The sequence below is a fragment of the Phreatobacter stygius genome (genome assembly GCF_005144885.1).
In the GTDB taxonomy this organism is placed as follows: Bacteria; Pseudomonadota; Alphaproteobacteria; order Rhizobiales; family Phreatobacteraceae; genus Phreatobacter; species Phreatobacter stygius.
On sequence record NZ_CP039690.1, the window covers coordinates 3568720 to 3588113 of the forward strand.

Annotated in this window: 20 protein-coding genes; 9 read left to right on the plus strand and 11 right to left on the minus strand. The window is 66.8% G+C overall.

Annotated features, from left to right (window positions below; all coding sequences use genetic code 11):
- Positions 1-26: 26 nt before the first annotated feature.
- The 8 genes from E8M01_RS16810 to E8M01_RS16845 all read right to left on the minus strand — a co-directional run bounded on the left by E8M01_RS16810 (position 27) and on the right by E8M01_RS16845 (position 9194).
- Positions 27-500, minus strand: coding sequence for an META domain-containing protein (locus E8M01_RS16810; RefSeq protein WP_136961171.1), 474 nt, complete (start codon positions 498-500; stop codon positions 27-29).
- A 46-nt stretch (positions 501-546) separates the two neighbouring features.
- Positions 547-1992, minus strand: coding sequence for a sigma-54-dependent transcriptional regulator (locus tag E8M01_RS16815; RefSeq protein ID WP_136961172.1), 1446 nt, complete (start codon positions 1990-1992; stop codon positions 547-549).
- Between the two features lie 202 nt (positions 1993-2194).
- A complete protein-coding gene (locus E8M01_RS16820) occupies positions 2195-2749 on the minus strand; it encodes a Spy/CpxP family protein refolding chaperone (RefSeq protein ID WP_170181937.1) in 555 nt (184 codons plus the stop codon).
- A 137-nt stretch (positions 2750-2886) separates the two neighbouring features.
- Positions 2887-3717: a DUF937 domain-containing protein gene (locus E8M01_RS16825; protein ID WP_170181938.1), complete on the minus strand. Its 831-nt coding sequence runs from the start codon at positions 3715-3717 to the stop codon at positions 2887-2889.
- Positions 3718-3785: 68 nt separating this feature from the next.
- Positions 3786-5216, minus strand: a complete 1431-nt coding sequence (locus E8M01_RS16830; RefSeq protein ID WP_246088761.1) for an MATE family efflux transporter — start codon at positions 5214-5216, stop codon at positions 3786-3788.
- Positions 5213-7054, minus strand: coding sequence for a monovalent cation:proton antiporter-2 (CPA2) family protein (locus E8M01_RS16835; protein ID WP_136961175.1), 1842 nt, complete (start codon positions 7052-7054; stop codon positions 5213-5215). The genes E8M01_RS16830 and E8M01_RS16835 overlap by 4 nt, the downstream gene beginning before the upstream one ends.
- A 132-nt stretch (positions 7055-7186) precedes the next feature.
- Positions 7187-8602, minus strand: a complete 1416-nt coding sequence (gene tldD / locus E8M01_RS16840) for a metalloprotease TldD (protein WP_136961176.1) — start codon at positions 8600-8602, stop codon at positions 7187-7189.
- A gap of 97 nt (positions 8603-8699) precedes the next feature.
- Complete coding sequence (locus E8M01_RS16845) at positions 8700-9194, minus strand: invasion associated locus B family protein (protein ID WP_246088821.1); 495 nt, start codon at positions 9192-9194, stop codon at positions 8700-8702.
- A 521-nt stretch (positions 9195-9715) separates the two neighbouring features.
- Between E8M01_RS16845 and coxB the strand changes: the two genes are divergently transcribed.
- The 9 genes from coxB (at position 9716) to E8M01_RS16890 (ending at position 18615) form a co-directional block, all read left to right on the plus strand.
- Positions 9716-10630 (plus strand): cytochrome c oxidase subunit II, encoded by a 915-nt coding sequence (coxB, locus tag E8M01_RS16850; RefSeq protein ID WP_136961178.1) that lies wholly within the window; start codon positions 9716-9718, stop codon positions 10628-10630.
- A 51-nt stretch (positions 10631-10681) separates the two neighbouring features.
- Positions 10682-12307 (plus strand): cytochrome c oxidase subunit I, encoded by a 1626-nt coding sequence (gene ctaD, locus E8M01_RS16855; RefSeq protein WP_136961179.1) that lies wholly within the window; start codon positions 10682-10684, stop codon positions 12305-12307.
- Between the two features lie 200 nt (positions 12308-12507).
- Positions 12508-13398 carry a heme o synthase gene (locus tag E8M01_RS16860; RefSeq protein WP_136961180.1) on the plus strand — a complete coding sequence of 297 codons (891 nt, stop codon included), beginning with the start codon at positions 12508-12510 and terminating at the stop codon, positions 13396-13398.
- 11 nt (positions 13399-13409) lie between these two features.
- Complete coding sequence (locus E8M01_RS16865) at positions 13410-13574, plus strand: CoxF protein (RefSeq protein ID WP_136961181.1); 165 nt, start codon at positions 13410-13412, stop codon at positions 13572-13574.
- Between the two features lie 8 nt (positions 13575-13582).
- On the plus strand, positions 13583-14188 hold the full coding sequence (locus tag E8M01_RS16870; RefSeq protein ID WP_136961182.1) for a cytochrome c oxidase assembly protein: 606 nt from the start codon (positions 13583-13585) through the stop codon (positions 14186-14188).
- A 57-nt stretch (positions 14189-14245) separates the two neighbouring features.
- A complete protein-coding gene (locus E8M01_RS16875; protein ID WP_136961183.1) occupies positions 14246-15133 on the plus strand; it encodes a cytochrome c oxidase subunit 3 in 888 nt (295 codons plus the stop codon).
- A gap of 177 nt (positions 15134-15310) precedes the next feature.
- Positions 15311-16669, plus strand: a complete 1359-nt coding sequence (locus E8M01_RS16880) for a M16 family metallopeptidase (protein WP_136961184.1) — start codon at positions 15311-15313, stop codon at positions 16667-16669.
- Positions 16666-18000 (plus strand): M16 family metallopeptidase, encoded by a 1335-nt coding sequence (locus E8M01_RS16885; RefSeq protein WP_246088762.1) that lies wholly within the window; start codon positions 16666-16668, stop codon positions 17998-18000. Before E8M01_RS16880 ends, E8M01_RS16885 begins: the two co-directional genes overlap by 4 nt.
- A 90-nt stretch (positions 18001-18090) precedes the next feature.
- Positions 18091-18615, plus strand: a complete 525-nt coding sequence (locus E8M01_RS16890) for an EF-hand domain-containing protein (protein WP_136961185.1) — start codon at positions 18091-18093, stop codon at positions 18613-18615.
- Between the two features lie 40 nt (positions 18616-18655).
- On the opposite strand, the gene E8M01_RS16895 is transcribed toward E8M01_RS16890, so the two are convergent.
- Genes E8M01_RS16895 through E8M01_RS16905 form a run of 3 tightly spaced genes read right to left on the minus strand, consistent with a single transcriptional unit; the run spans position 18656 to position 19337 of the window.
- Positions 18656-18895 (minus strand): hypothetical protein, encoded by a 240-nt coding sequence (locus E8M01_RS16895; RefSeq protein ID WP_136961186.1) that lies wholly within the window; start codon positions 18893-18895, stop codon positions 18656-18658.
- A gap of 17 nt (positions 18896-18912) precedes the next feature.
- Complete coding sequence (locus E8M01_RS16900; RefSeq protein ID WP_136961187.1) at positions 18913-19140, minus strand: RAG2 PHD domain containing protein; 228 nt, start codon at positions 19138-19140, stop codon at positions 18913-18915.
- 11 nt (positions 19141-19151) lie between these two features.
- Positions 19152-19337 carry a hypothetical protein gene (locus E8M01_RS16905; protein ID WP_136961188.1) on the minus strand — a complete coding sequence of 62 codons (186 nt, stop codon included), beginning with the start codon at positions 19335-19337 and terminating at the stop codon, positions 19152-19154.
- Positions 19338-19394 lie beyond the last annotated feature (57 nt).

Sequence of the window (19394 nt, forward strand, 5' to 3'; positions counted from 1 at the left end):
CCGGTTGGCACGACAACGCCCGGGCTTCAGAACGCCCGGGCAAAGGTGACCGTGCCGCGCCGGCCGGTGAAGGTCATGCCGCGCTGGCCTGCCGGGCGCCAATGGGTGGCGCCCTGGATGGCCCAGAAGATCGCGCGTTCCTGACGATCGATCTCGCCGCCGCAACGCCGCTCGATGAAATTGAGCGGCCCGAAGCGGATATCGTTCACGCCACGGCGATAGTCGGCATTGACCGGATTACAGCCGCCGAAGCCGGTCATGCGGGAATTTGCGGTGAAGGTGAAGCTTGGCCTGTCCACGGCGGCCGGCCTGATGCCGTTGATCGAGACCACGGCCAGTCGCTCGCCGGCGGGGAACCGCATATAGGCCTCGACCTCGGCGCGGGTCGGCGGCCGTGGCCGCGGCGGCTCGCGGCGCGAACGCTGGGCTTCGGCGGTCGCGGTCAAGCCGATGAGCGCGAGGACGGCAATGACGGAGATCGTGCGGGACTGTTGGTGCATTCGCCCCGTTTAGGCCAACGGCGGGCCGATGATCAAGATCGGCCGCTCAGGCGTGCAGGCGGGCCGGCTCCGGCATCGGCTGGTCGGCGGTTTCGCCATCCTTGGCCCAGCTCTCGCGCTTGCGGTAGATCGTCGAGGGGCTGATTTCCAGGGCGGCCGCCGCGCGCGACAGATTGCCGTCGAAGGCGGCGAGCGCTTCCTCGATGATGCGCCGCTCCTGAACCGAGAACGGCTCGACCGCCGGCACCTGCGCCGGATCCGCCGCGACCGGCGGTTCATCGGGCCGGATTTCGGCCGACCCGTGCGCCAGGGCCAGCGGCAGCATTGGCGCGCTGACCTGGTTGCCGTCATGCATCACGACGAGCCGGCGAATGACGTTCTGCAACTGGCGGACGTTGCCCGGCCAGCCGAAGCCGGCGACGATCTGGGCGGCGGCCGGGTCGAAGCCGTCGAAATGCCGGCCCTCCTCGGCCGCGAAACGCACCAGGAAGGCACGCGCCAGCATCATCACGTCCTCACCGCGCTGCCGGAGCGGCGGCAGATGCAGCGGCAAGACGCACAGACGGTAATAGAGATCTTCGCGAAACCGCCCGGCAACGACCTGGGCCAGCGGATCACGATTGGTCGCGCAGACGAACCGGACATCGACCCGGCGCATGCGGGTGTCGCCGACGCGGCGCACCTCGCCGGTCTGGATGAAGCGCAACAGCTTGGTCTGCAACGCCAGGTCCATCTCGCAGATCTCGTCGAGGAACAGCGTGCCGCCGTCGGCGAGTTCGGCGGCGCCGACGCGGTCGTCGATGGCGCCGGTAAAAGCGCCTTTGACGTGGCCGAAAATCTCGCTTTCGATGAGGTCCTTGGGGATGGCGCCGCAATTCAGCGCGATGAACCGGTTGGCCGGTCGGCCCGAGCGGCGATGGATCGCCTGGGCGGTCACTTCCTTGCCGGTGCCGCTTTCGCCGGTGACGAAAACCGGCGCCCTGGACGGCGCGATCCGCCGGATCTGGTCATAGACCGCGAGCATGGCCGGGGACTTGCCGATGAAGCCTTCGAAATCCTGGCTGGCCTCGTCGGGCCGGTCGGCCTGGGCCGGCGACCTGGCCTGCGGCCCGAGCTGCGACATCAGCCGCCGGACCATCTCGGCCGGTGCGATCGGCTTGATCAGCATGTCGCAGGCGCCCGCCCGCATCGCTTCGACCGCGACCGACAGCGAGCCGCGCGCGCTCACCGCGATGATCGGTCCTTCGTAGCCGCCGTAACGCAGCGCTTCGATGACGTCGGGCGATGCAGCCTCGCCCTTGTCGAGGCAGGCGATGACGGCGGCCGGTGTCATCCGGTCGAACGCCGCCAGGGCCTGGTCGCTGTCAGCCGCCTCGGTCGTGAGGGCTACACCCTTCAGGCTCTGGGCAAGGATGCGCCGCGACGTCGGATCGGCGTCGACCACCAGAACGCTACGCGAACAGGACTGCGATTCAGGCTCCTGCGAGCCCATGTCATGCCTCATGGCCGGGCGACCCCTCACACCAACCGGGACGGATTTGTCACCGCCACTGTGGCGTGAACAGGGTAAACGGACCGTTGCCAAGATCGATCAAACCGTCTCGATCGGCGAAAAGACGGAGATCCGGCGGAGCGCTGAAATGCAACGGGCCCGCACAAGGCGGGCCCGCTGTCTGATGCTTCGTGGCTGAAGGCTACTGGCGGTTTTCGCCGCGCTGCCAGCGCCGCGGACCATGGTCCATGCCGCCGCCCATCATGCCGCGGCCGCGGCTCAGAATGGCGTCGGCCCGGCGCTTCTGGTTGGCGTCGAGCGAGGCGTAGAGCGGCTGCGCCGCGTCGGCGAGCTTCTTCATCGATGCGGCGCTCTCGGCCATGCGTTCGGCGCCGGCGCGCAGGCGCTGGATCGGATCGAGCTGGGCAGCGTTCGGGTTGCTGCGCATCTCGCGCCATTGCTGCATGCGCTGGGCGCGCAGCGTTCCAGCCTCGCGCAGCGCCGCCTCGACCGGCGGCCAGAGCCGCTCCTGCTCGGCATTGAGCCGGAGCAGGGCCTTCAGGCTGGCGATGCGGGCATCGAGAAAGGCGGCGCGATCATCCGGGCTCATCTGCGCCCAGCGGCCGCGCTCCGGCGCTGAACCTTGCGGCCCGGGGCTGGACTGAGCCGGCCCGGGCTGCGGCGCCGGGGCCTGCGCGAAAGCGGGGGCCGCCGTCACCATGGTCGCCAGGACGCCTGCGACAACGATCTTGTTCATCGGATTTCTCCTCGAGCGCCACCCCCGCAGCAATGTCGCCATCATAGGGCTGAACCGCCCCGGCCCCGAGTTAAACTTCGTTCATGTGCGGCCGCGCTGCCGCCCCGCTCGGGCCGGGCCAGGCGTCGGCTGGTCGATCAGGCCTTCGGCTTGGGCTTGAATTGCTCGAACAGTTGCTCGAGCTGCGCCAATTGCTGGTCCTGCATGTCGCGGCCGCTCTGGAACATCCGTCCCATGGTCGCGGTCCAGGTGTCGGCGGCCTGCTGGCCAAGCGTGCGCGGTCCCGACGATTCGGATGGAGCGGCCGCCGGGTTCATCGAACCGTTGAGCAGCGGGTTGGCCGCCTGCATTTGCCGGGCGAGCTCCATCAACTGGTCGAGGCCGGGCAATCCGGACCCCGGCTGCTGCGGCTTGCCGCCCATCATGTTGCCGATGGCATTGGTGAACACGCCAACCATGCCGCTCACCGGATCCGATGCGGTCTTGGCCATCCCGGGCATCATCTGGCCGAGCGTCGTGGCCAGGATCGAGCCGAGCGGGTTCTGGCCGTTCATGGCGCCTTTCAGCAGCCCGCCCATGAGCATGGATGCCATCACCGGCATGACCTGTTTCATCACCTCCTGGCCGACGCCGCTGACGGCGGCCGCCTGCTGGGCGATGGCCTGGGTGAGGGCGGGCGATCCGAACAGCTTGCCGAGCACGTCCTGGCCGGCGCTCATCATGCCGGGTGCGGCGGCCATCGGATTGTCGAACATCTGCGCGTAGTTCGGCCCGCTGGTGAACAGGCTGAACAGGTCGGCCATGCCGGTCGGCGACTGGGTCGCCCGGTTCATGCCCATGGTGAAGGCCGGTAGCAGCGCGGCCATGGCGGTCTGGGCCTGGTCCGGCGACCAGCCGAATTGCTTGGCGATGGCGTCGAAGCTCTGATTGCCCTGCGCCTGAGCCAGGATGTCGGCGAGATTGAACATGGCAGCGTTCCCCCGGGCAGCCGATTCCTCGGGCCTTGGCTGCATCTAATCACGCTGCCGGAAGATCGTCACTGGCCGGCTGTCGCGCCCTTGCCGGAGGTGAATGGCGATTGCGCGGTCGGCGGGCCGGCCGACACCGGCAATTCGTCAGCCGGCTTGTCGGCGGCGCGATCGATCACCTTGAAGCAGATCAGCACCGAGATGACGCCGAATACGACGCCGCCGATCGACTGTCCCGCGATGATGCCTTCGGCGCCATAGGCCGGGCCGCCGAGCCAGGCGCCGAACATGGCGAAGGGCACGGTGCCGAGCGTCGCCCGGGCCCAGTTGAGCACGGTCGAATAGGCCGGGAAGCCGAGATTGTTGAACGCCGCATTGCCGACGAAGACCGCACCGTTGAAGGCCCAGCCGAGCGAGGCATAGATGCAGAAGAAGCTGATCACGGATGCCGCGGTGCCCGACGCGTCGAAGGCCCTGACCACATAAGGCGACATGATCAGCAGGATCAGCCAGACCACGATGCCGTAGAGGCTCATGAAGATGAGTGAATCGATCAGCGTCTGGCGGACCCGCGGAAACAGCCGGGCGCCGACATTCTGGCCCATGATCGGCCCGACCGCGCCGGACAGCGCGAAGAAGGCGCCGAAGGCCACCGGCACCAGCCGTCCGAGCACCGCCCAGCCGGCCACCGCACCGTCGCCGTAGCGGGCGATCATGGCGGTGACGATGCTGTTGCCGACCGGCGTTGCGAGATTGGTCAGCACGGCCGGCACCGCGATGGCGGCGAGCGGCTTGACGTCGGCGAGCGTGCTGGCCAGCGTCGGCCGGTCGGTCAGCCGGTGCACCTTGGTCACGCCGTAATAGCCGAGCGCCATCATGGCGACACGCGAGATGACCGAAGTGATCGCCGCGCCGTCGACGCCGAGACCGCACAGGAAAATCAGGATCGGGTCGGCGATCGCGGTGATGATGCCGCCGGCCAGCGTCACCCACATGGCGCGCTTGGCATCGCCCACCGCGCGCAGGATGCTCGAATACATCATGCCGAGGCCGAGAAAGACCGTGGCCGGCATGACCATCCAGAGAAAGCGGTCGGCAATGACCAGCGTCCGCCCGGTCGCGCCGAGCAGGCTGAGCACCGTGCCGGAGACCGGCAGCAGGCCAAGGCTGATGACGGTCATGCCGATAGCCATGAAGATCAGGCTCGACGTGCCGAGCCGGCGCGCCCGGTCCCGGTCGCCGGCACCCAGGGCGCGCGCGACCAGCGCGGTCCCGGCGATCGACAGGCCGATGCCGAACGAGGTCAGGAAGAACAGCACCGTGCCGGCATAACCGATGGCCGCGGCCAGCTCCTGCTCGCCGAGCCTTGCGATGTAGAACAGGTTCAACAGGTCGACCACGAAGATCGCGACCAGTCCGACCGCGCCGGTGACCGTCATGTCGATCACGTGGCGCATGGTCGAGCCCTGGGTGAATTTGGCCGGCGGCGCCAGGGTCATCCGGAAAATCTCGTCTCGTCGGAGAGCACGTCCTCGGCCTCGGGGTTGAGCGGGCGGGCACGTCGGGCGGGCTCGACCAGCGGTGCCGGGGTCACCTGGGGATGCATCAGGTGCGCGCCGGCCTGGATGCCGTCATGCTGCTGCAGTTCGAGGCGGGCGGCGTCACGTTTGCGCAGGTCGGCGACGACCGCCGCTGCCTGGTCTGGCTCGATGCCGAGCGCCACCAGCGCCTCCTGGCCGAACACCAGGGCGCTTTCGAACACCTCGCGCGTCTCGAAATCGACGCCCTGGGCGCGCAGGGCCAGGGTGTGCTGCCGATCGAAGGAGCGGACGAACAGCTTGGCCAGCGGGAACTCCGCCTTTACCAGCTCGACGATCTTGTCGGCGACCTCGCGCTTGTCGACGCAGACGCAGATCAGCCGGGCGGCGCCGGCACCGGCGGCGCGCAGCACGTCGAGCCGGGTCCCGTCGCCGTAATAGATGCGGAAACCGAAGGTGCCGGCGGCCTGGATCATCTCGACGTCGTTGTCGATGATGGTCACCTCGGCGCGTTCCGACAGCAGTGCCTGGGAGATCACCTGGCCAAACCGGCCGAAGCCGATCAGCAGGGCTTCGCCCGACAGGCCCTCGGCGATCTCGACGTCGTCGAGCGACTGGGTTGGCGCCGGCGTGAGCGCGCCGAGCGCCATCAGCGCGAGCGGCGTCAGAACCATCGAGATGATGACGATGGCGGTCAGGATGGCGTTGGCCTGGGCGTCGATCAGGCCGGTGCTGCTTGCCGCCGCATAGAGCACGAAGGCAAATTCCCCGCCCTGCGCCATCATGACGGTGCGCTCGAGCGCTTCGGCATGGTCGGATTTGAGGATGCGAGCCACCGCATAGATGCCGGCCGCCTTGGCCACAATATAGGCAGCCACGTAGGTCGCGACGGTCGTCCACTCGGCGATGACGACCGATAGGTTGAGCGACATGCCGACAGCCATGAAGAACAGGCCGAGCAGAATGCCCCGGAATGGTTCGACATCGGCTTCGAGTTGGTGCCGGAAGGTTGATTCCGACAACAGTACGCCGGCGAGAAACGCCCCCATTGCCATGGACAGGCCGCCGAGCTGCAGCGCCAGCGCCGAACCGAGGACGACCAGCAGGGCGGCCGCGGTCATCACCTCGCGCGCGCCGTAGCTGGCGAGCAGCCGGAAGAATGGATTGAGAAGATAGCGGCCGGCGACGATCAGTCCGGCGATCGCCGCGACACCGATGGCGACGGCGATCAGCCGGGAGGTCAGCCCGCCCTCCGGCGTGCCAGACACTGCCGGCGCCAGGAACACCACCAGCGCCAGCAAAGGCACGATGGCGAGATCCTCGAGCAGCAGGATGGAGACCATCTTCTGGCCGGTTGGTGTGGTGATTTCGCCACGCTCCTCCAGGGTCTGCATGACGATGGCCGTCGAGGTCATCACGAAGCCGGCGCCGGCGACGAAGGAGGCCGCGACCGGGAAGCCGCCGGCGATGCCCGCCGCGGTCAGCAAGGCCGAGCAGACGCTGACTTGCAGCACGCCGAGCCCGAAAATCTGCCGCCTGAGGCTCCACAGCCGCGCCGGACGCATCTCCAGCCCGATGATGAACAGGAACATCACCACGCCGAGTTCGGCGACGTGCAGGATCGCCGCCGGGTCGGAGAAGATTCTGAGGCCGAACGGCCCGATCACCAGACCGGCCGCGAGATAGCCCAGGATCGAGCCGAGCCGCATCCGGCGGAACAGCGGTACAGCGATGACCGCGGCCGCGAGCAGGGTCACGGCGGGCACGACAAAGGCGGTGGGAGAATGTTCGACGGCCATGCGCTCGCGATGTTCGGGGGAGGGAGACGGATCCTAACTTATGCGGCGCACGGCGCCTCGGCACCCTTGGTGTTTTCCCGAGGGTGCCACGTTGACTTCAGAGACAGGGAGGGAGTGGCCGCCGGGCTGGGTTCAGCCGGTGCCGCCGACCGTGATCTTTTCCATCTTGAGGGTTGGCTGGCCGACGCCGACCGGCACCCATTGGCCGGCCTTGCCGCAGGTGCCGATGCCGGTATCGAGGTCCATGTCGTCGCCGATCATGCTGACGCGCTTCATGTCGGCGGGGCCCGAGCCGATCAGCATGGCGCCCTTGACCGGCGCGCCGATCCGGCCGTTCTCGATCCGGTAGGCCTCGGTGCATTCGAAGACATATTTGCCCGAGGTGATATCGACCTGGCCGCCGCCGAAATTGACCGCGTAAAGCCCGTTCTTCACGCTGGCGATGATCTCGTCCCGGCTGTGTGCGCCGCCGAGCATATAGGTGTTGGTCATGCGCGGCATGGGCGTATGGGCGTAGCTCTCGCGCCGGCCGTTGCCGGTTGGCGCGACGCCCATCAGGCGGGCGTTCTGGCGATCCTGCATATAGCCGACCAGCACGCCGTCGGCGATCAGCACGGTGCGGTTGGAGGCGGTGCCCTCGTCGTCGATCGAGATCGAACCGCGCCGGCCGGACAGCGTGCCGTCATCGACCACGGTGACACCCTTGGCCGCGACGATTTCGCCCATCAGCCCGGCGAAAGCCGAAGTGCCCTTGCGGTTGAAGTCGCCCTCGAGGCCGTGGCCAACCGCTTCGTGCAGCATCACGCCGGGCCAGCCGGGACCGAGCACCACATCCATTTCGCCGGCTGGCGAGGGAACGCTGTCGAGATTGACCAGCGCCTGCCGGATCGCCTGGTCGCAGGCATATTGCCAGCGCCCCTCGGTGATGAACTCGGCATAGCCGGCGCGCCCGCCGAGCCCGTGCGATCCGGTTTCCTGCCGGTCGCCGGAGCCCGCGACCGCCGAGACGTTCAGCCGGACCAGCGGGCGGATGTCGCGATAGAGCCCGCCGTCGGCGCGCAGGATCTCGACCACCTGCCAGGAGGCGGCGAGCGAGGCGGTGACCTGCCGGACCTTGGGTTCCTTGGCCCGCGCATAGGCGTCGATCGTCTCCAGGAGCTTGACCTTGTCGGCGAAGGGCGGTCCGTCGAGCGGGTTGTCGTCGCCGTACAGGCGGACATTGGTACGCACGGGAGCCGCGGCGAGCGTGCCGGAATAGCCGCCGGCGACCGCGCGCACGGTTTCGGCGGCCCGCTTGAGTGCCGCCTCCGACACGTCCGAGGAATGAGCGTAACCGATCGCCTCGCCCTTGACGGCGCGCAGGCCGAAGCCTTGGGAATTGTCGGTTCCGGCCTGTTTCAGGCGGCCGTTGTCGAACAAAAGCGATTCCGACTGGCGGTATTCCAGGAACAGTTCGCCGTCATCGGCGCCCTCGAGCGCCTTGGCGACAATGGCGCGGGTGGCGGCGGCGTCCAGATCGGCGCGGGCGAGCAGTGAGAGATCGGTCATCGGGCGTTTCAAAGCATCGCAGTCCGCCAGCCGGCGGACTTTTCCATAGGCCATATGTAGGCGGGCGCACGGCTCGGCGCGAGCCGTCCGGCGCCGATCAGGGCAGGGCGGCGAACCCGTCCTTGAAGCCATTGAGCGAAACCGGCACGCCGATTCCTTCTTCCGGCGTCTGGAAAATGATGAAGGTGGCGGTCTGGCCGGCGGACAATTGATTGAGCAGGGTGTCTTCCATGACCACCTCGGCGACGCAGCCGGACGGCAGGCACCGGACGAAGCCGGCCCGCCCGACATCGGCATTGTCGATCTTCAGGCCCAGCCCCGAAGGCAGCAGCACACCGAGCGGCGCCAGCACGCGCAGCAGCCGTGCGCGACCGTCGGCGGTCTTCAGCGCAATGATCGTCAAGGCGACATTGGGCCGGTCTTCGGCGGCGACGTTCTGCACCAGCGCGCATTGCTCGGCGCGCGAGCCGGGTGGCGTATCGCAGCGGATCTGCCAGTCGCCATGGGTGGTCCTGACCGCGCCCTGGGCCAAGGCCGGTACCGTGGCGGCACCGACCAGCGCCGCCAGCGACAGGCCGAGCGCCGCGGCCATCTGTCCGAGGCCGGACCGTCCGGGCGACCGCATCGAGAACGGCTTGGTCATTGGTAGAGCTCCCAGAAGTTGGAATTCGCCGGAACGAAAGCCTGATCGAATCGCTGAGGTCGACGGTCGGACCTGCCCGCCGAGGCGAGGGACCATCCCACCGTAACCCTGTCAAGGCTAGGCGCCAAATGCCGGTACGTCATGCGGTTCAGGCAGGGGAATGTCGCCTTTCGGAGGATTTCACCGTGCCGTCGTCGAGTTTATAACGAGTTTAGGCTAGATGTGACCGGGGCGCCGCACAGGGCCCCATCGGTCGCATTGCGAGCATGGCGTTTTTGTGTTTCAAGGGGGCCGAAAGCCCCTCCTTTCACAGTGTGCGGCGTATCCCTTGACGGTGCGCGCCCGGCCGGAAAGTGAAGGGTCTTTGCCCGCGAGGCGGCGCCCGAACGGTGCGCAAGACGCGAATGGATGAACAAGATCGGGCTCGAAATCACTTATGTGTTCGAGCCAAGGATATGGAGCGGAAGAACATGCGTGAGGCGATGCGGAACGGCGCGTCGGCGGGACGGGGCGGGGCCATGGCGCTCCTGGGCGCCGTTGCGCTGCTCGGCGCCCTTGGTCCGGCCATGGCGCAGACCCCGGGTCTCGGCCAGCCGGAGCTCGGTGGCATCAATTTCCAGGTCGCGGCTTCGCCGATCATGGAGTTCATCCACTGGTTCCACAATGCCTTCCTGCTGCCGATCATCGTGATCATCTGCGTCTTCGTGGCCGGCCTGCTGCTGTGGTGCTGCTTCCGTTTCAGTGAAAAGCGCAATCCGGTCGCCTCGAAGACCACCCATCATGTCGGTCTGGAGGTCGCCTGGACGGTGATCCCGGTCTTCATCCTGATCATCATCGCCGTGCCGTCGTTCCGTCTGCTCTATCAGCAGTTGACGATCCCGCGCTCGGATCTGACCGTCAAGGCGATCGCCTCGACCTGGAAATGGTCCTACGAATATCCGGACAACGGCAATTTCAGCTTCGTCTCGACCATGCAGAGCGAGCAGGAAATCGCCGAGCGGGTCGCCCGCGGCACGCCGCGTTCGGAAGTGCCGCGCCTGCTGGCCGTCGACAATGAAGTGGTCGTGCCGGTCAACAAGATCATCCGGGTCCAGGTCACCTCGTCCGACGTGATCCACGCCTTCGCCCTGCCGTCCTTCGGCGTCAAGATCGACGCGGTTCCTGGCCGGCTCAACGAGACCTGGTTCCATGCCACCCGCGAGGGCATTTTCTACGGCCAGTGCTCGGAATTGTGCGGCAAGGATCACGCTTTCATGCCGATCGCCTTCCGGGTGGTATCCGAACAGGCCTTCGCGGCCTGGCTCGAGGAGGCGAAGAAGAAATTCGCCGCGGCCGACCAGCCGACCGCGGTTGCCGCCGCCACCGCAATTCCCGCGGCGCGCTGACGCGCCGCTCCTGAATTCATAACCGACAGCAGCTGTCGAGGACTTGAAGTAATGGCTCAGGCTCACGCGTCCGCCGATCATGCGCATGACGATCACGCGCATGATGATCATGCTCATCCGACCGGGTGGCGCCGCTACGTCTATTCGACGAACCACAAGGACATCGGCACGATGTATCTCGGGTTCGCCATCCTGGCGGGCCTTGTCGGCTTCGCCCTGTCGATCGGTATCCGGCTCGAGCTCATGGAGCCGGGCATGCAGATCTTCTCCAATCCGCACGCCTTCAACGTGTTCACCACCGGCCACGGTGTGATCATGATCTTCTTCATGGTCATGCCGGCAATGATCGGCGGCTATGCCAACTGGTTCGTCCCGATCATGATCGGCGCGCCCGACATGGCGTTCCCGCGCATGAACAACATCTCGTTCTGGCTGCTGCCGCCGGCATTCGGGCTGTTGCTGATCTCGCTGTTCGTCGAAGGCGCCCCCGGCGCCCACGGTTTCGGCGGCGGCTGGACCATCTATCCGCCGCTGTCGGTTTCGGGCCATCCGGGCCCGGCGATGGATTTCGTGATCCTGTCGCTGCACCTCGCCGGTGCCTCGTCGATCCTCGGCGCCATCAACTTCATCACCACCATCTTCAACATGCGCGCTCCCGGCATGACGCTGCACAAGATGCCGCTGTTCGCCTGGGCGATCCTGGTCACCGCGTTTCTGCTGCTGTTGTCGCTGCCGGTGCTCGCCGGCGCGATCACCATGCTGCTGACCGACCGCAATTTCGGCACGACCTTCTTCGATCCGGCCGGCGGCGGTGACCCGATCCTGTTCCAGCACCTGTTCTGGTTCTTCGGCCACCCGGAAGTCTATATTCTCATCCTGCCGGCCTTCGGCATCGTCAGCCACATCATCTCGACCTTCTCCAAGAAGCCGGTCTTCGGTTATCTCGGCATGGCCTATGCCATGGTCGCCATCGGCGTGGTCGGCTTCGTCGTCTGGGCCCACCACATGTACACCGCCGGTCTCTCGACCGCGACGCAGGCCTATTTCGTCGCCGCCACCATGGTCATCGCGGTGCCGACCGGGGTGAAGATCTTCTCCTGGATCGCCACCATGTGGGGCGGTTCGATCCGGGTGACGACGCCGATGCTCTGGGCCATCGGCTTCATCTTCCTGTTCACCGTCGGTGGCGTCACCGGCGTGGTGCTGGCCAATGCCGGCATCGACCGCGCGCTGCACGACACCTATTACGTGGTGGCCCATTTCCACTACGTGCTGTCGCTCGGCGCGGTCTTCGCGATCTTCGCGGCCTGGTACTACTGGTTCCCCAAGATGAGCGGCTACATGTATTCCGAATTCATCGGAAAGCTGCACTTCTGGGTGACTTTCGTCGGCGTCAACCTGGTGTTCTTCCCGCAGCACTTCCTGGGCCTGCAGGGCATGCCGCGCCGCTATGTCGACTATCCCGACGCTTTCGCCACCTGGAATTATGTCTCGTCGATCGGCTCCTACATCGCCGGCGTCGGTGTGCTGATCTTCCTGGTCGGCATCGCTCAGGCCTTTGTGCGCAAGGAGCAGGTCGGCGAAAATCCGTGGGGTGAGGGCGCGACCACGCTCGAATGGACCCTGTCCTCGCCGCCGCCGTTCCACCAGTTCGAAGAGCTGCCGCGCATCAAATAATTGCGCTGGCCGGCGGACCGGCCTAATCGACTAAGGGGAAGCCCGGGACTTGCGTTCCGGGCTTGCCTGATCACCCGGATACCCCCGACCGTATCCGAGATGACCCGAGTGCACCGGTTGCCTTCGGCATCCGGAACGAGACGAGTGAAGAGCACGCTTTGGCTTTCGTCGACGATACGAATGGAGCAAGCCGCGCGGCCATGGTGAGCCAAGCGACGCCAGGAGACTTCATCGCGCTGCTGAAGCCGCGTGTGATGTCGCTTGTCGTGTTCACCGCGCTGGTCGGCATCGTGCTTGCGCCGGGCTCGCTGCACCCGGTGCTGTCGGCCGCCAGCCTTCTGTGCATCGCGATCGGCGCCGGCGCCTCGGGCGCGCTCAACATGTGGTACGACGCCGATATCGACGCGCTGATGTCGCGCACGTCCAAGCGGCCGATCCCGGCCGGCCGGGTCTCACTCGGCGAAGCGCTGGCTTTCGGATTGATCCTGTCGGCCTTTTCGGTGGTGGTGCTCGGCCTGGTGGCGAACTGGCTGGCCGCCGGCCTGCTCGCCTTCACCATCTTCTTCTATGTCGTCATCTACACGATGTGGCTGAAGCGCTCGACGCCGCAGAACATCGTGATCGGCGGTGCCGCCGGCGCTTTCCCGCCGATGATCGGCTGGGCCGCCGTGACCGGGACCATCTCGGTCGAGGCGACCGTGCTGTTCCTGATCATCTTCTTCTGGACGCCGCCGCATTTCTGGGCGCTGGCGCTGCTCAAGTCGGACGACTATGCGCGCGCCGGCGTGCCGATGCTGCCGGTCGTCGCCGGCGAAGCCGAGACCCGCAAGCAGATCCTCATCTATTCCATCCTGCTGGCGCCGCTCGGTGTCGCGCCCTGGTTCCTGGGTTTTGCCGGCATCGGTTATGCCGTGGCATCGATCGCCGGCGGTCTCGGCATGCTGGCCGGCGCCATCGAGGTCTATCGGCTGCGCGAAGGCGCGCCGGCCCGCAAGGCCGCCGGACGTCTGTTCGGCTTCTCGCTGATCTATTTGTTCGCGCTCTTCGCCGTGCTCCTGGTCGAGCAGGGCCTGATCGCCCGATACCTGTGATGGGGGGCGTCATGGCGACTGAAGACCGCGAGCCGGGGATCATCCTCACCGACGAGGAGAAGAAGCGGCGCAGGCAGCGTAATGTTGCCATCGCATTGGCGCTCACCGCGCTCTGCGTCCTGTTCTGGGCGGTGACCCTGGTCAAGGGGCCGGCCATGTTCAATCGTCCGATGTAAGGCGCAGCATGAGCAAGCCAGCGACCAACCAAACCGCCAAGCGGAACTGGGCGCGCGACCTGAAGGTCGGCGGCGCCGCCCTTGGTTTCGGCCTGTTCATGTTCGGCGCAGCCTATGCCATGGTGCCGCTCTACGACATGTTCTGCCGCCTGACCGGCTTCGGCGGCACCACCATGGTGGCCGAGCGGCCGGCCGATCGTATCGTCGACCATGTGATCGACGTGCGCTTCGACGCCAATGTGGCGCCGAGCCTGCCCTGGCGGTTCCAGGCGGAAACGCCGCGCCAGACGGTCAAGGCCGGCGAAACCCACACCATGGCCTACAAGGTCACCAATCTGTCCGACCAGCCCGTCACCGGCATGGCGAGCTACAATGTCGCGCCGCTCGGCACCGGCCGCTTCTTCAACAAGCTTCAGTGCTTCTGCTTCACCGAGCAGACATTGGGGCCGCACGAGACGCGTGAATTCAGCGTCGTCTATTTCGTCGATCCGGCGATCGCCGACGATCCGGAAGGGCGCGCCGTCAACACCATCACGCTGAGCTACACTTTCTTCCGGCAGGCGCCGGCGGCACGGCCGGTGGCCGGTGCCCCGACTTCGGTCCGGGCGAACTGACGATCGACGAGACAAGCGGGCGCGAGCCCCGACCAAGGGAAACCGGAGAGACCAGCAATGGCCGAGGCCCATACCAAGCACCACGACTATCACCTCGTGCCACCGAGCCCATGGCCGTTCATCGGCTCGATGTCGGCTTTCGTCATGGCGGTCGGCCTCGTCATGTGGATGAAGGCGATGCCGCTGGCTGGCCTCAAGCTCGGCCCGGTGCTGTTCTTCGCCGGCTTCATCGGCGTGCTCTACACCATGTTCGGCTGGTGGTCGGACGTGGTGAAGGAAGGCCAGCAGGGCGACCATACCCGGGTCGTGTCGCTGCATCTGCGCTACGGCATGATCATGTTCATCGCCTCCGAGGTGATGTTCTTCGTGGCCTGGTTCTGGGCCTATTTCGACGTCTCGCTGTTTCCCGGCGAAGCGCACCAGTTCCAGCGCACCGAGCTGACCGGCGGACATTGGCCGCCGAAGGGCATCGAGACCTTCAATCCGCTGCATCTGCCGCTGCTCGGCACCATGGTGCTGCTGCTCTCGGGCACCACGGTCACCGCCGCGCACCACTATATCGTGACCGGTGAGCGCCAGGCCGCGAAGATGTATCTGTGGTTCACGGTCGCACTCGGCGCCCTGTTCACCTCGCTGCAGGCCTACGAATATTCGCACGCTCACTTCAGCTTCTCGGGCCATATCTACGGCGCCACCTTCTTCATGGCGACCGGCTTCCACGGCGCCCATGTCATCATCGGCACGATCTTCCTGCTGATCTGCGCGCTGCGCCTCTACAAGGACACGCACCTGACGCCGGAAAAGCATTTCGGCTTCGAGGCGGCCGCCTGGTACTGGCACTTCGTCGACGTGGTCTGGCTGTTCCTGTTCGCCTGCATCTATGTCTGGGGTTATGGCTGGGCGGGCGCTGCTGCCGGCGCGGCCACCGGTGCCGGTGGCCATTGAGGCGCCAGGCGCTTTTCGCCACGGGCGTGTTTGACGGTCTTCGCAAGGGGCGGCTTCGGCCGCCCCTTCGTCTTTGCGGCGCCGGCGCTGGCGATCACGCTTGCGCCATCCGGCCGCGCGGTATGAAAAAATACGCTATCTAAGGTTCAGGCCCCTTCTTTCTTGCGGTGACCCCCGATGCCGATCACGCGCCGCTCATTCACCACGACGCTTGCCGCGAGCTCCATCCCCGTGCTGATGCCGCATGCGGCGGTGGGCGCGGTGCCGATCGAGCGGGTGGTCCGCCACGTCCTGCCGAACGGGTTGGAGGTCATCGCGATCCCCGATCATCGGGTACCGGTGGTCACTCATATGATCTGGTATCGGGTTGGTTCCGCCGACGAGGTGCCAGGTAAATCCGGCATTGCCCATTTCCTCGAGCACCTGATGTTCAAGGGCACGACCCGGGCGCCCGGCGACACCTTCTCCACCGCCGTGACCGCGGTCGGCGGCACCGAGAACGCCTTCACCTCCTACGATTACACCGGCTATTTCCAGCGCGTGGCGCGCGAGCACCTGTCGACCATGATGGATTTCGAGGCCGACCGGATGACCGGTCTGGTCCTGACCGACGCGGTGGTCGATCCTGAACGGGATGTCGTGCTGGAGGAGCGCAAGAGCCGCACCGACAACGACCCCGGCGCGCGGCTGTCGGAGACATTCTCGAACACCTTGTGGCGGGATCATCCCTACGGCATTCCGGTCATCGGCTGGGAGCGCGAGATCCGCCAGCTGAACAGGGACGATGCGCTGGCTTTCTACCGGCGTCACTACGCGCCGAACAATGCCGTCCTGGTGGTCGCCGGCGACGTCACGCCCGACGAGATCCTGCGCTTCGCCGAAACCAGCTATGGCGTGATCCCGGCCAATCCGGCGATCACGCCGCGGACCCGGCCGCCGGCGCCGGTCCATGCCAAGCGGGAACGCGTGCGCCTTGCCGATGCGCGCGTCGCCCAGCCCAGCATGACCCATGCGGTCATCGTGCCGTCCTATGCGACGGCCGCCCAGGGCGAGGCCGAGGCCTTCGAGATCCTGGGCCAGGTGGCGGGCAGCAGCCCCAACGGACGCATCTTCAAGGCGCTGGTCGCCGACCAGGGGCTGGCCGCCGGCGCCGGCGCCTTTTATGCCGGCGCAGCGCTCGGCGACGGCCGCTTCGGCGTCTATGCCTCGCCGCGGCCGGGCGTGACGCTGGAGCGCCTGGAGGCCGCCATGGTCGAGGTGACCGGCCGCCTGGTGCGCGACGGCATCACCGAGGAGGAACTGGCGCGGGCGAAGACCCGGCTTGTCGCCGACTCGATCTTTTCCCAGGACAGCCAGGCCTCGATGGCACGCATGTATGGTTCGGCCCTGGTCTGCGGCTCGACGGTCGCCGACCTGCAGGATTGGACAAACCGCGTGCGCAAGGTCACGCTGGCCGAGGTCCATGCGGTCGCCGCGCGGGCGCTGGACCTTGACCGCGCCGTCACGGCCGAACTCGTGCGCCAGGACCACGGATGACCCCGATCCCTGCGCTTCGCCGCTTCCTGTCAGGGGCTTTCGCCATGACCGCCGCTCTCCTGTCCGTCACTCCCGTCGCCGAGGCCGCCAGCCGCGTCGAACGGGTGATCTCGCCCGGCGGGATCGAAGCCTGGCTGGTCCGGCAGACCCATTTGCCGATCATCGCACTCGACTTTTCCATGCGTGGCGGCGCCGCCCAGGATCCGCCCGACCGGCCGGGCACCGCCAATATCCTGGCGGCCATGCTCGACGAGGGCGCCGGCGAACTGGACGGCGAGACCTTCAGCAAACGGCTCGAAGACCGGGCCATCGAAATGACCTTCGCGGCCGGGCGCGACGCCTTGTCCGGGTCGGTGCGCATGCTGAGCGAGCATCAGACGGACGCCTTTGCCCTGCTCAAGCTGGCATTGCGGCAGCCGCGCTTCGACGCCGCTCCCCTGGAGCGCATCCGGCAATCCGCGCTCGCCAATATCCGGCGGGCGTCGACCAATCCGAACGCCATCGCCAACGAGACATTCTGGGCGACCGCCTTCCCGGGCCACCCCTATGGCCATCGCACTGTCGGCACCGCCGAAAGCGTCCAGGCCATCACCCGCGACGACCTGGTCGCCTTGCACCGCCGCATCGTGGCGCGCCAACACCTGAAGATCGCGGTGGTCGGCGACATCACCGCCGAGGCGCTGGCCGTGGTTCTCGATGATGTCTTCGCCGATCTGCCGGCCCGGGCCGAGCTGACGCCGGTGCCGCAGGTGACGCTCGCCGGAGCGGGCGAACGCCGGGTCATTGCCCTCGACGTCCCCCAGACCGTCATCTCCTTTGGCCTCGCCGGCCTGAAGCGCGACGATCCCGATTTCATTGCTGCCTTCGTCATGAACCATATCCTCGGTGGCGGCTCGCTGTCGTCGAGGCTCTATACCGAGGTTCGCGAGAAGCGCGGTCTGGCCTATTCGATCTCGTCGGGCCTCGCCGCCTTCGACGCCGCCGGCGTGATGACCGGCGGGACCTCGACACGCAATGACCGCGCGGCCGAGAGCCTGGCCGTCATCGAGGCGGAACTGGCCCGCATGGGCGCGGACGGACCGACCGAAGCCGAGCTCGACCAGGCCAAGCGTTACCTCATCGGGTCCTGGGCCCTGCGCTTCGAGACCTCCAACGCGATTGCCTCCAACCTCATCCGCATCCAGCTCGACGGCTTCGGTCCCGATTATCTCGACCGGCGCAACGGCCTGATCCAGGCGGTGACGATCGATGATCTGCGCCGGGTGGCGAAACGGCTGCTTGGTGATCCGCGGCTCCTGGTGGTGGCCGTCGGCCGGCCGATCGGGTTCTGACGCCGGCGGCGTTCCGGCGGGTCACCGGCACTTTGGCACATATCCTGCGGGGTTCGTCCCATCATCACGGACGGTCCCAAGGGAGCAGTCATGTACGGATTGGCACTCGGCCTCATGGCCAGCGCGGGAAATGCCCTGAATTCTCCGGGAAGTTCGACGGGTTCCCCCGGAAAAGCATCCGATTCCGGCAAATTGGACCGTTTCTTCGAGCGGCTCGACACCAACAAGGACGGCCGGATCTCGCAAGCCGAGTTCATGGTGTCTGGGCAAAATCTGCAGCCTGGCTCGGCAGAATCCACCACCGGTTCGACGGCCGAAGGGGCGGCCTCGACCAACTCGGCCGGCGCGCGCCGGAACCTGTTCAAGGCCATGGACAGCGACGGCGACGGCAATATCTCGAAAGAAGAGGCCGCGGCCTTCTCGGCGCAGAAAACGGCCGCACGCGCGGCCCTGCTGAGCATCCAGGAGCAATTCGGCGGCGGTCAGAATGCGGCTCGCACCGGCCAGCGCCGGCATCCCCAGGCCGGCGCCGTCGCATCGGCTCAAACGCTGGCCACCATTGCTCCCGCGGCCGGCGGCCCGGCGTCCGCCTCGGTCAGCGCAGTGGCCGGCTGACCGCCGTCCCGGAACTCGCACGACAATCTCCGGCAGCCGGTCATCCCGGCTCCCGGCTCGCGCCATGGCTCAAAACCATGCGGATATCGGTCGCCGTCCAGCGTGCATGGCCGAAGCAGGGAATGCCCCGGGCATTGAGCAGGTTCGCGATCATGCCGTGATGGCCGACGCCGCGCGCCAGGTGATCGCGGATGAGTGGCAGCGTCGCCTCGACGAAGGCCGAGAAGATATCCTGCCAGACCAGCTGCTCGTCGCATCCGGGCTTGCGCGGCCCGGTCATGGCGGCGGCAAGAGCGCTCAGGATGTCCCCCGCATGAAGGACGGCTCGATCGGCTCGGTGCTGAGCGTGACGACATTGTCGTGGCCGCCCTCGACCAGGGCGAATCGGATGGCGTCCTTGCGGGTCCGGAACACGCCTTCGGCGCTGCCGTCGAGGTCGCGCGCGGTCCACAGGCCGTGCGAGCACGGGCCGACAATGAAAAGATGGGGCGCCTGCGCGCCGGAACGTCTGATGGCTTGGGACATGTCCGTTACCTTCAGCGCGGCACGAAAACATAGGCGCGCAAGGCCAACGCCGCGATCAGCGGCAGGGCCAGGCAGACGCCAAGCAGCAGGTAGCCGGTGACTTGCCGGGCCGCCGATACGATCGGGCGGATCGGGAATTCCGGGCGGGCGTGAATGTAAGGGCGGGCCGGTCGGGGCTCGCGAGCAATCGATACCATGTCGACCTCCTTCGGTCGTCACGGATTTAGGGAGTCCGGCCGTCAAACCGCCATTCG

What these genes read in the sequence shown, in the direction of transcription:
- E8M01_RS16810 (WP_136961171.1), bottom strand. Translation starts at nt 500, where the DNA reads ATGCACCAACAGTCCCGCACGATCTCCGTCATTGCCGTCCTCGCGCTC.
- E8M01_RS16815 (WP_136961172.1), bottom strand. Translation starts at nt 1,992, where the DNA reads ATGGGCTCGCAGGAGCCTGAATCGCAGTCCTGTTCGCGTAGCGTTCTG.
- E8M01_RS16820 (WP_170181937.1), bottom strand. Translation starts at nt 2,749, where the DNA reads ATGAACAAGATCGTTGTCGCAGGCGTCCTGGCGACCATGGTGACGGCG.
- E8M01_RS16825 (WP_170181938.1), bottom strand. Translation starts at nt 3,717, where the DNA reads ATGTTCAATCTCGCCGACATCCTGGCTCAGGCGCAGGGCAATCAGAGC.
- E8M01_RS16830 (WP_246088761.1), bottom strand. Translation starts at nt 5,216, where the DNA reads ATGACCCTGGCGCCGCCGGCCAAATTCACCCAGGGCTCGACCATGCGC.
- E8M01_RS16835 (WP_136961175.1), bottom strand. Translation starts at nt 7,054, where the DNA reads ATGGCCGTCGAACATTCTCCCACCGCCTTTGTCGTGCCCGCCGTGACC.
- tldD (WP_136961176.1), bottom strand. Translation starts at nt 8,602, where the DNA reads ATGACCGATCTCTCACTGCTCGCCCGCGCCGATCTGGACGCCGCCGCC.
- E8M01_RS16845 (WP_246088821.1), bottom strand. Translation starts at nt 9,194, where the DNA reads ATGGCCGCGGCGCTCGGCCTGTCGCTGGCGGCGCTGGTCGGTGCCGCC.
- coxB (WP_136961178.1), top strand. Translation starts at nt 9,716, where the DNA reads ATGCGTGAGGCGATGCGGAACGGCGCGTCGGCGGGACGGGGCGGGGCC.
- ctaD (WP_136961179.1), top strand. Translation starts at nt 10,682, where the DNA reads ATGGCTCAGGCTCACGCGTCCGCCGATCATGCGCATGACGATCACGCG.
- E8M01_RS16860 (WP_136961180.1), top strand. Translation starts at nt 12,508, where the DNA reads ATGGTGAGCCAAGCGACGCCAGGAGACTTCATCGCGCTGCTGAAGCCG.
- E8M01_RS16865 (WP_136961181.1), top strand. Translation starts at nt 13,410, where the DNA reads ATGGCGACTGAAGACCGCGAGCCGGGGATCATCCTCACCGACGAGGAG.
- E8M01_RS16870 (WP_136961182.1), top strand. Translation starts at nt 13,583, where the DNA reads ATGAGCAAGCCAGCGACCAACCAAACCGCCAAGCGGAACTGGGCGCGC.
- E8M01_RS16875 (WP_136961183.1), top strand. Translation starts at nt 14,246, where the DNA reads ATGGCCGAGGCCCATACCAAGCACCACGACTATCACCTCGTGCCACCG.
- E8M01_RS16880 (WP_136961184.1), top strand. Translation starts at nt 15,311, where the DNA reads ATGCCGATCACGCGCCGCTCATTCACCACGACGCTTGCCGCGAGCTCC.
- E8M01_RS16885 (WP_246088762.1), top strand. Translation starts at nt 16,666, where the DNA reads ATGACCCCGATCCCTGCGCTTCGCCGCTTCCTGTCAGGGGCTTTCGCC.
- E8M01_RS16890 (WP_136961185.1), top strand. Translation starts at nt 18,091, where the DNA reads ATGTACGGATTGGCACTCGGCCTCATGGCCAGCGCGGGAAATGCCCTG.
- E8M01_RS16895 (WP_136961186.1), bottom strand. Translation starts at nt 18,895, where the DNA reads ATGACCGGGCCGCGCAAGCCCGGATGCGACGAGCAGCTGGTCTGGCAG.
- E8M01_RS16900 (WP_136961187.1), bottom strand. Translation starts at nt 19,140, where the DNA reads ATGTCCCAAGCCATCAGACGTTCCGGCGCGCAGGCGCCCCATCTTTTC.
- E8M01_RS16905 (WP_136961188.1), bottom strand. Translation starts at nt 19,337, where the DNA reads ATGGTATCGATTGCTCGCGAGCCCCGACCGGCCCGCCCTTACATTCAC.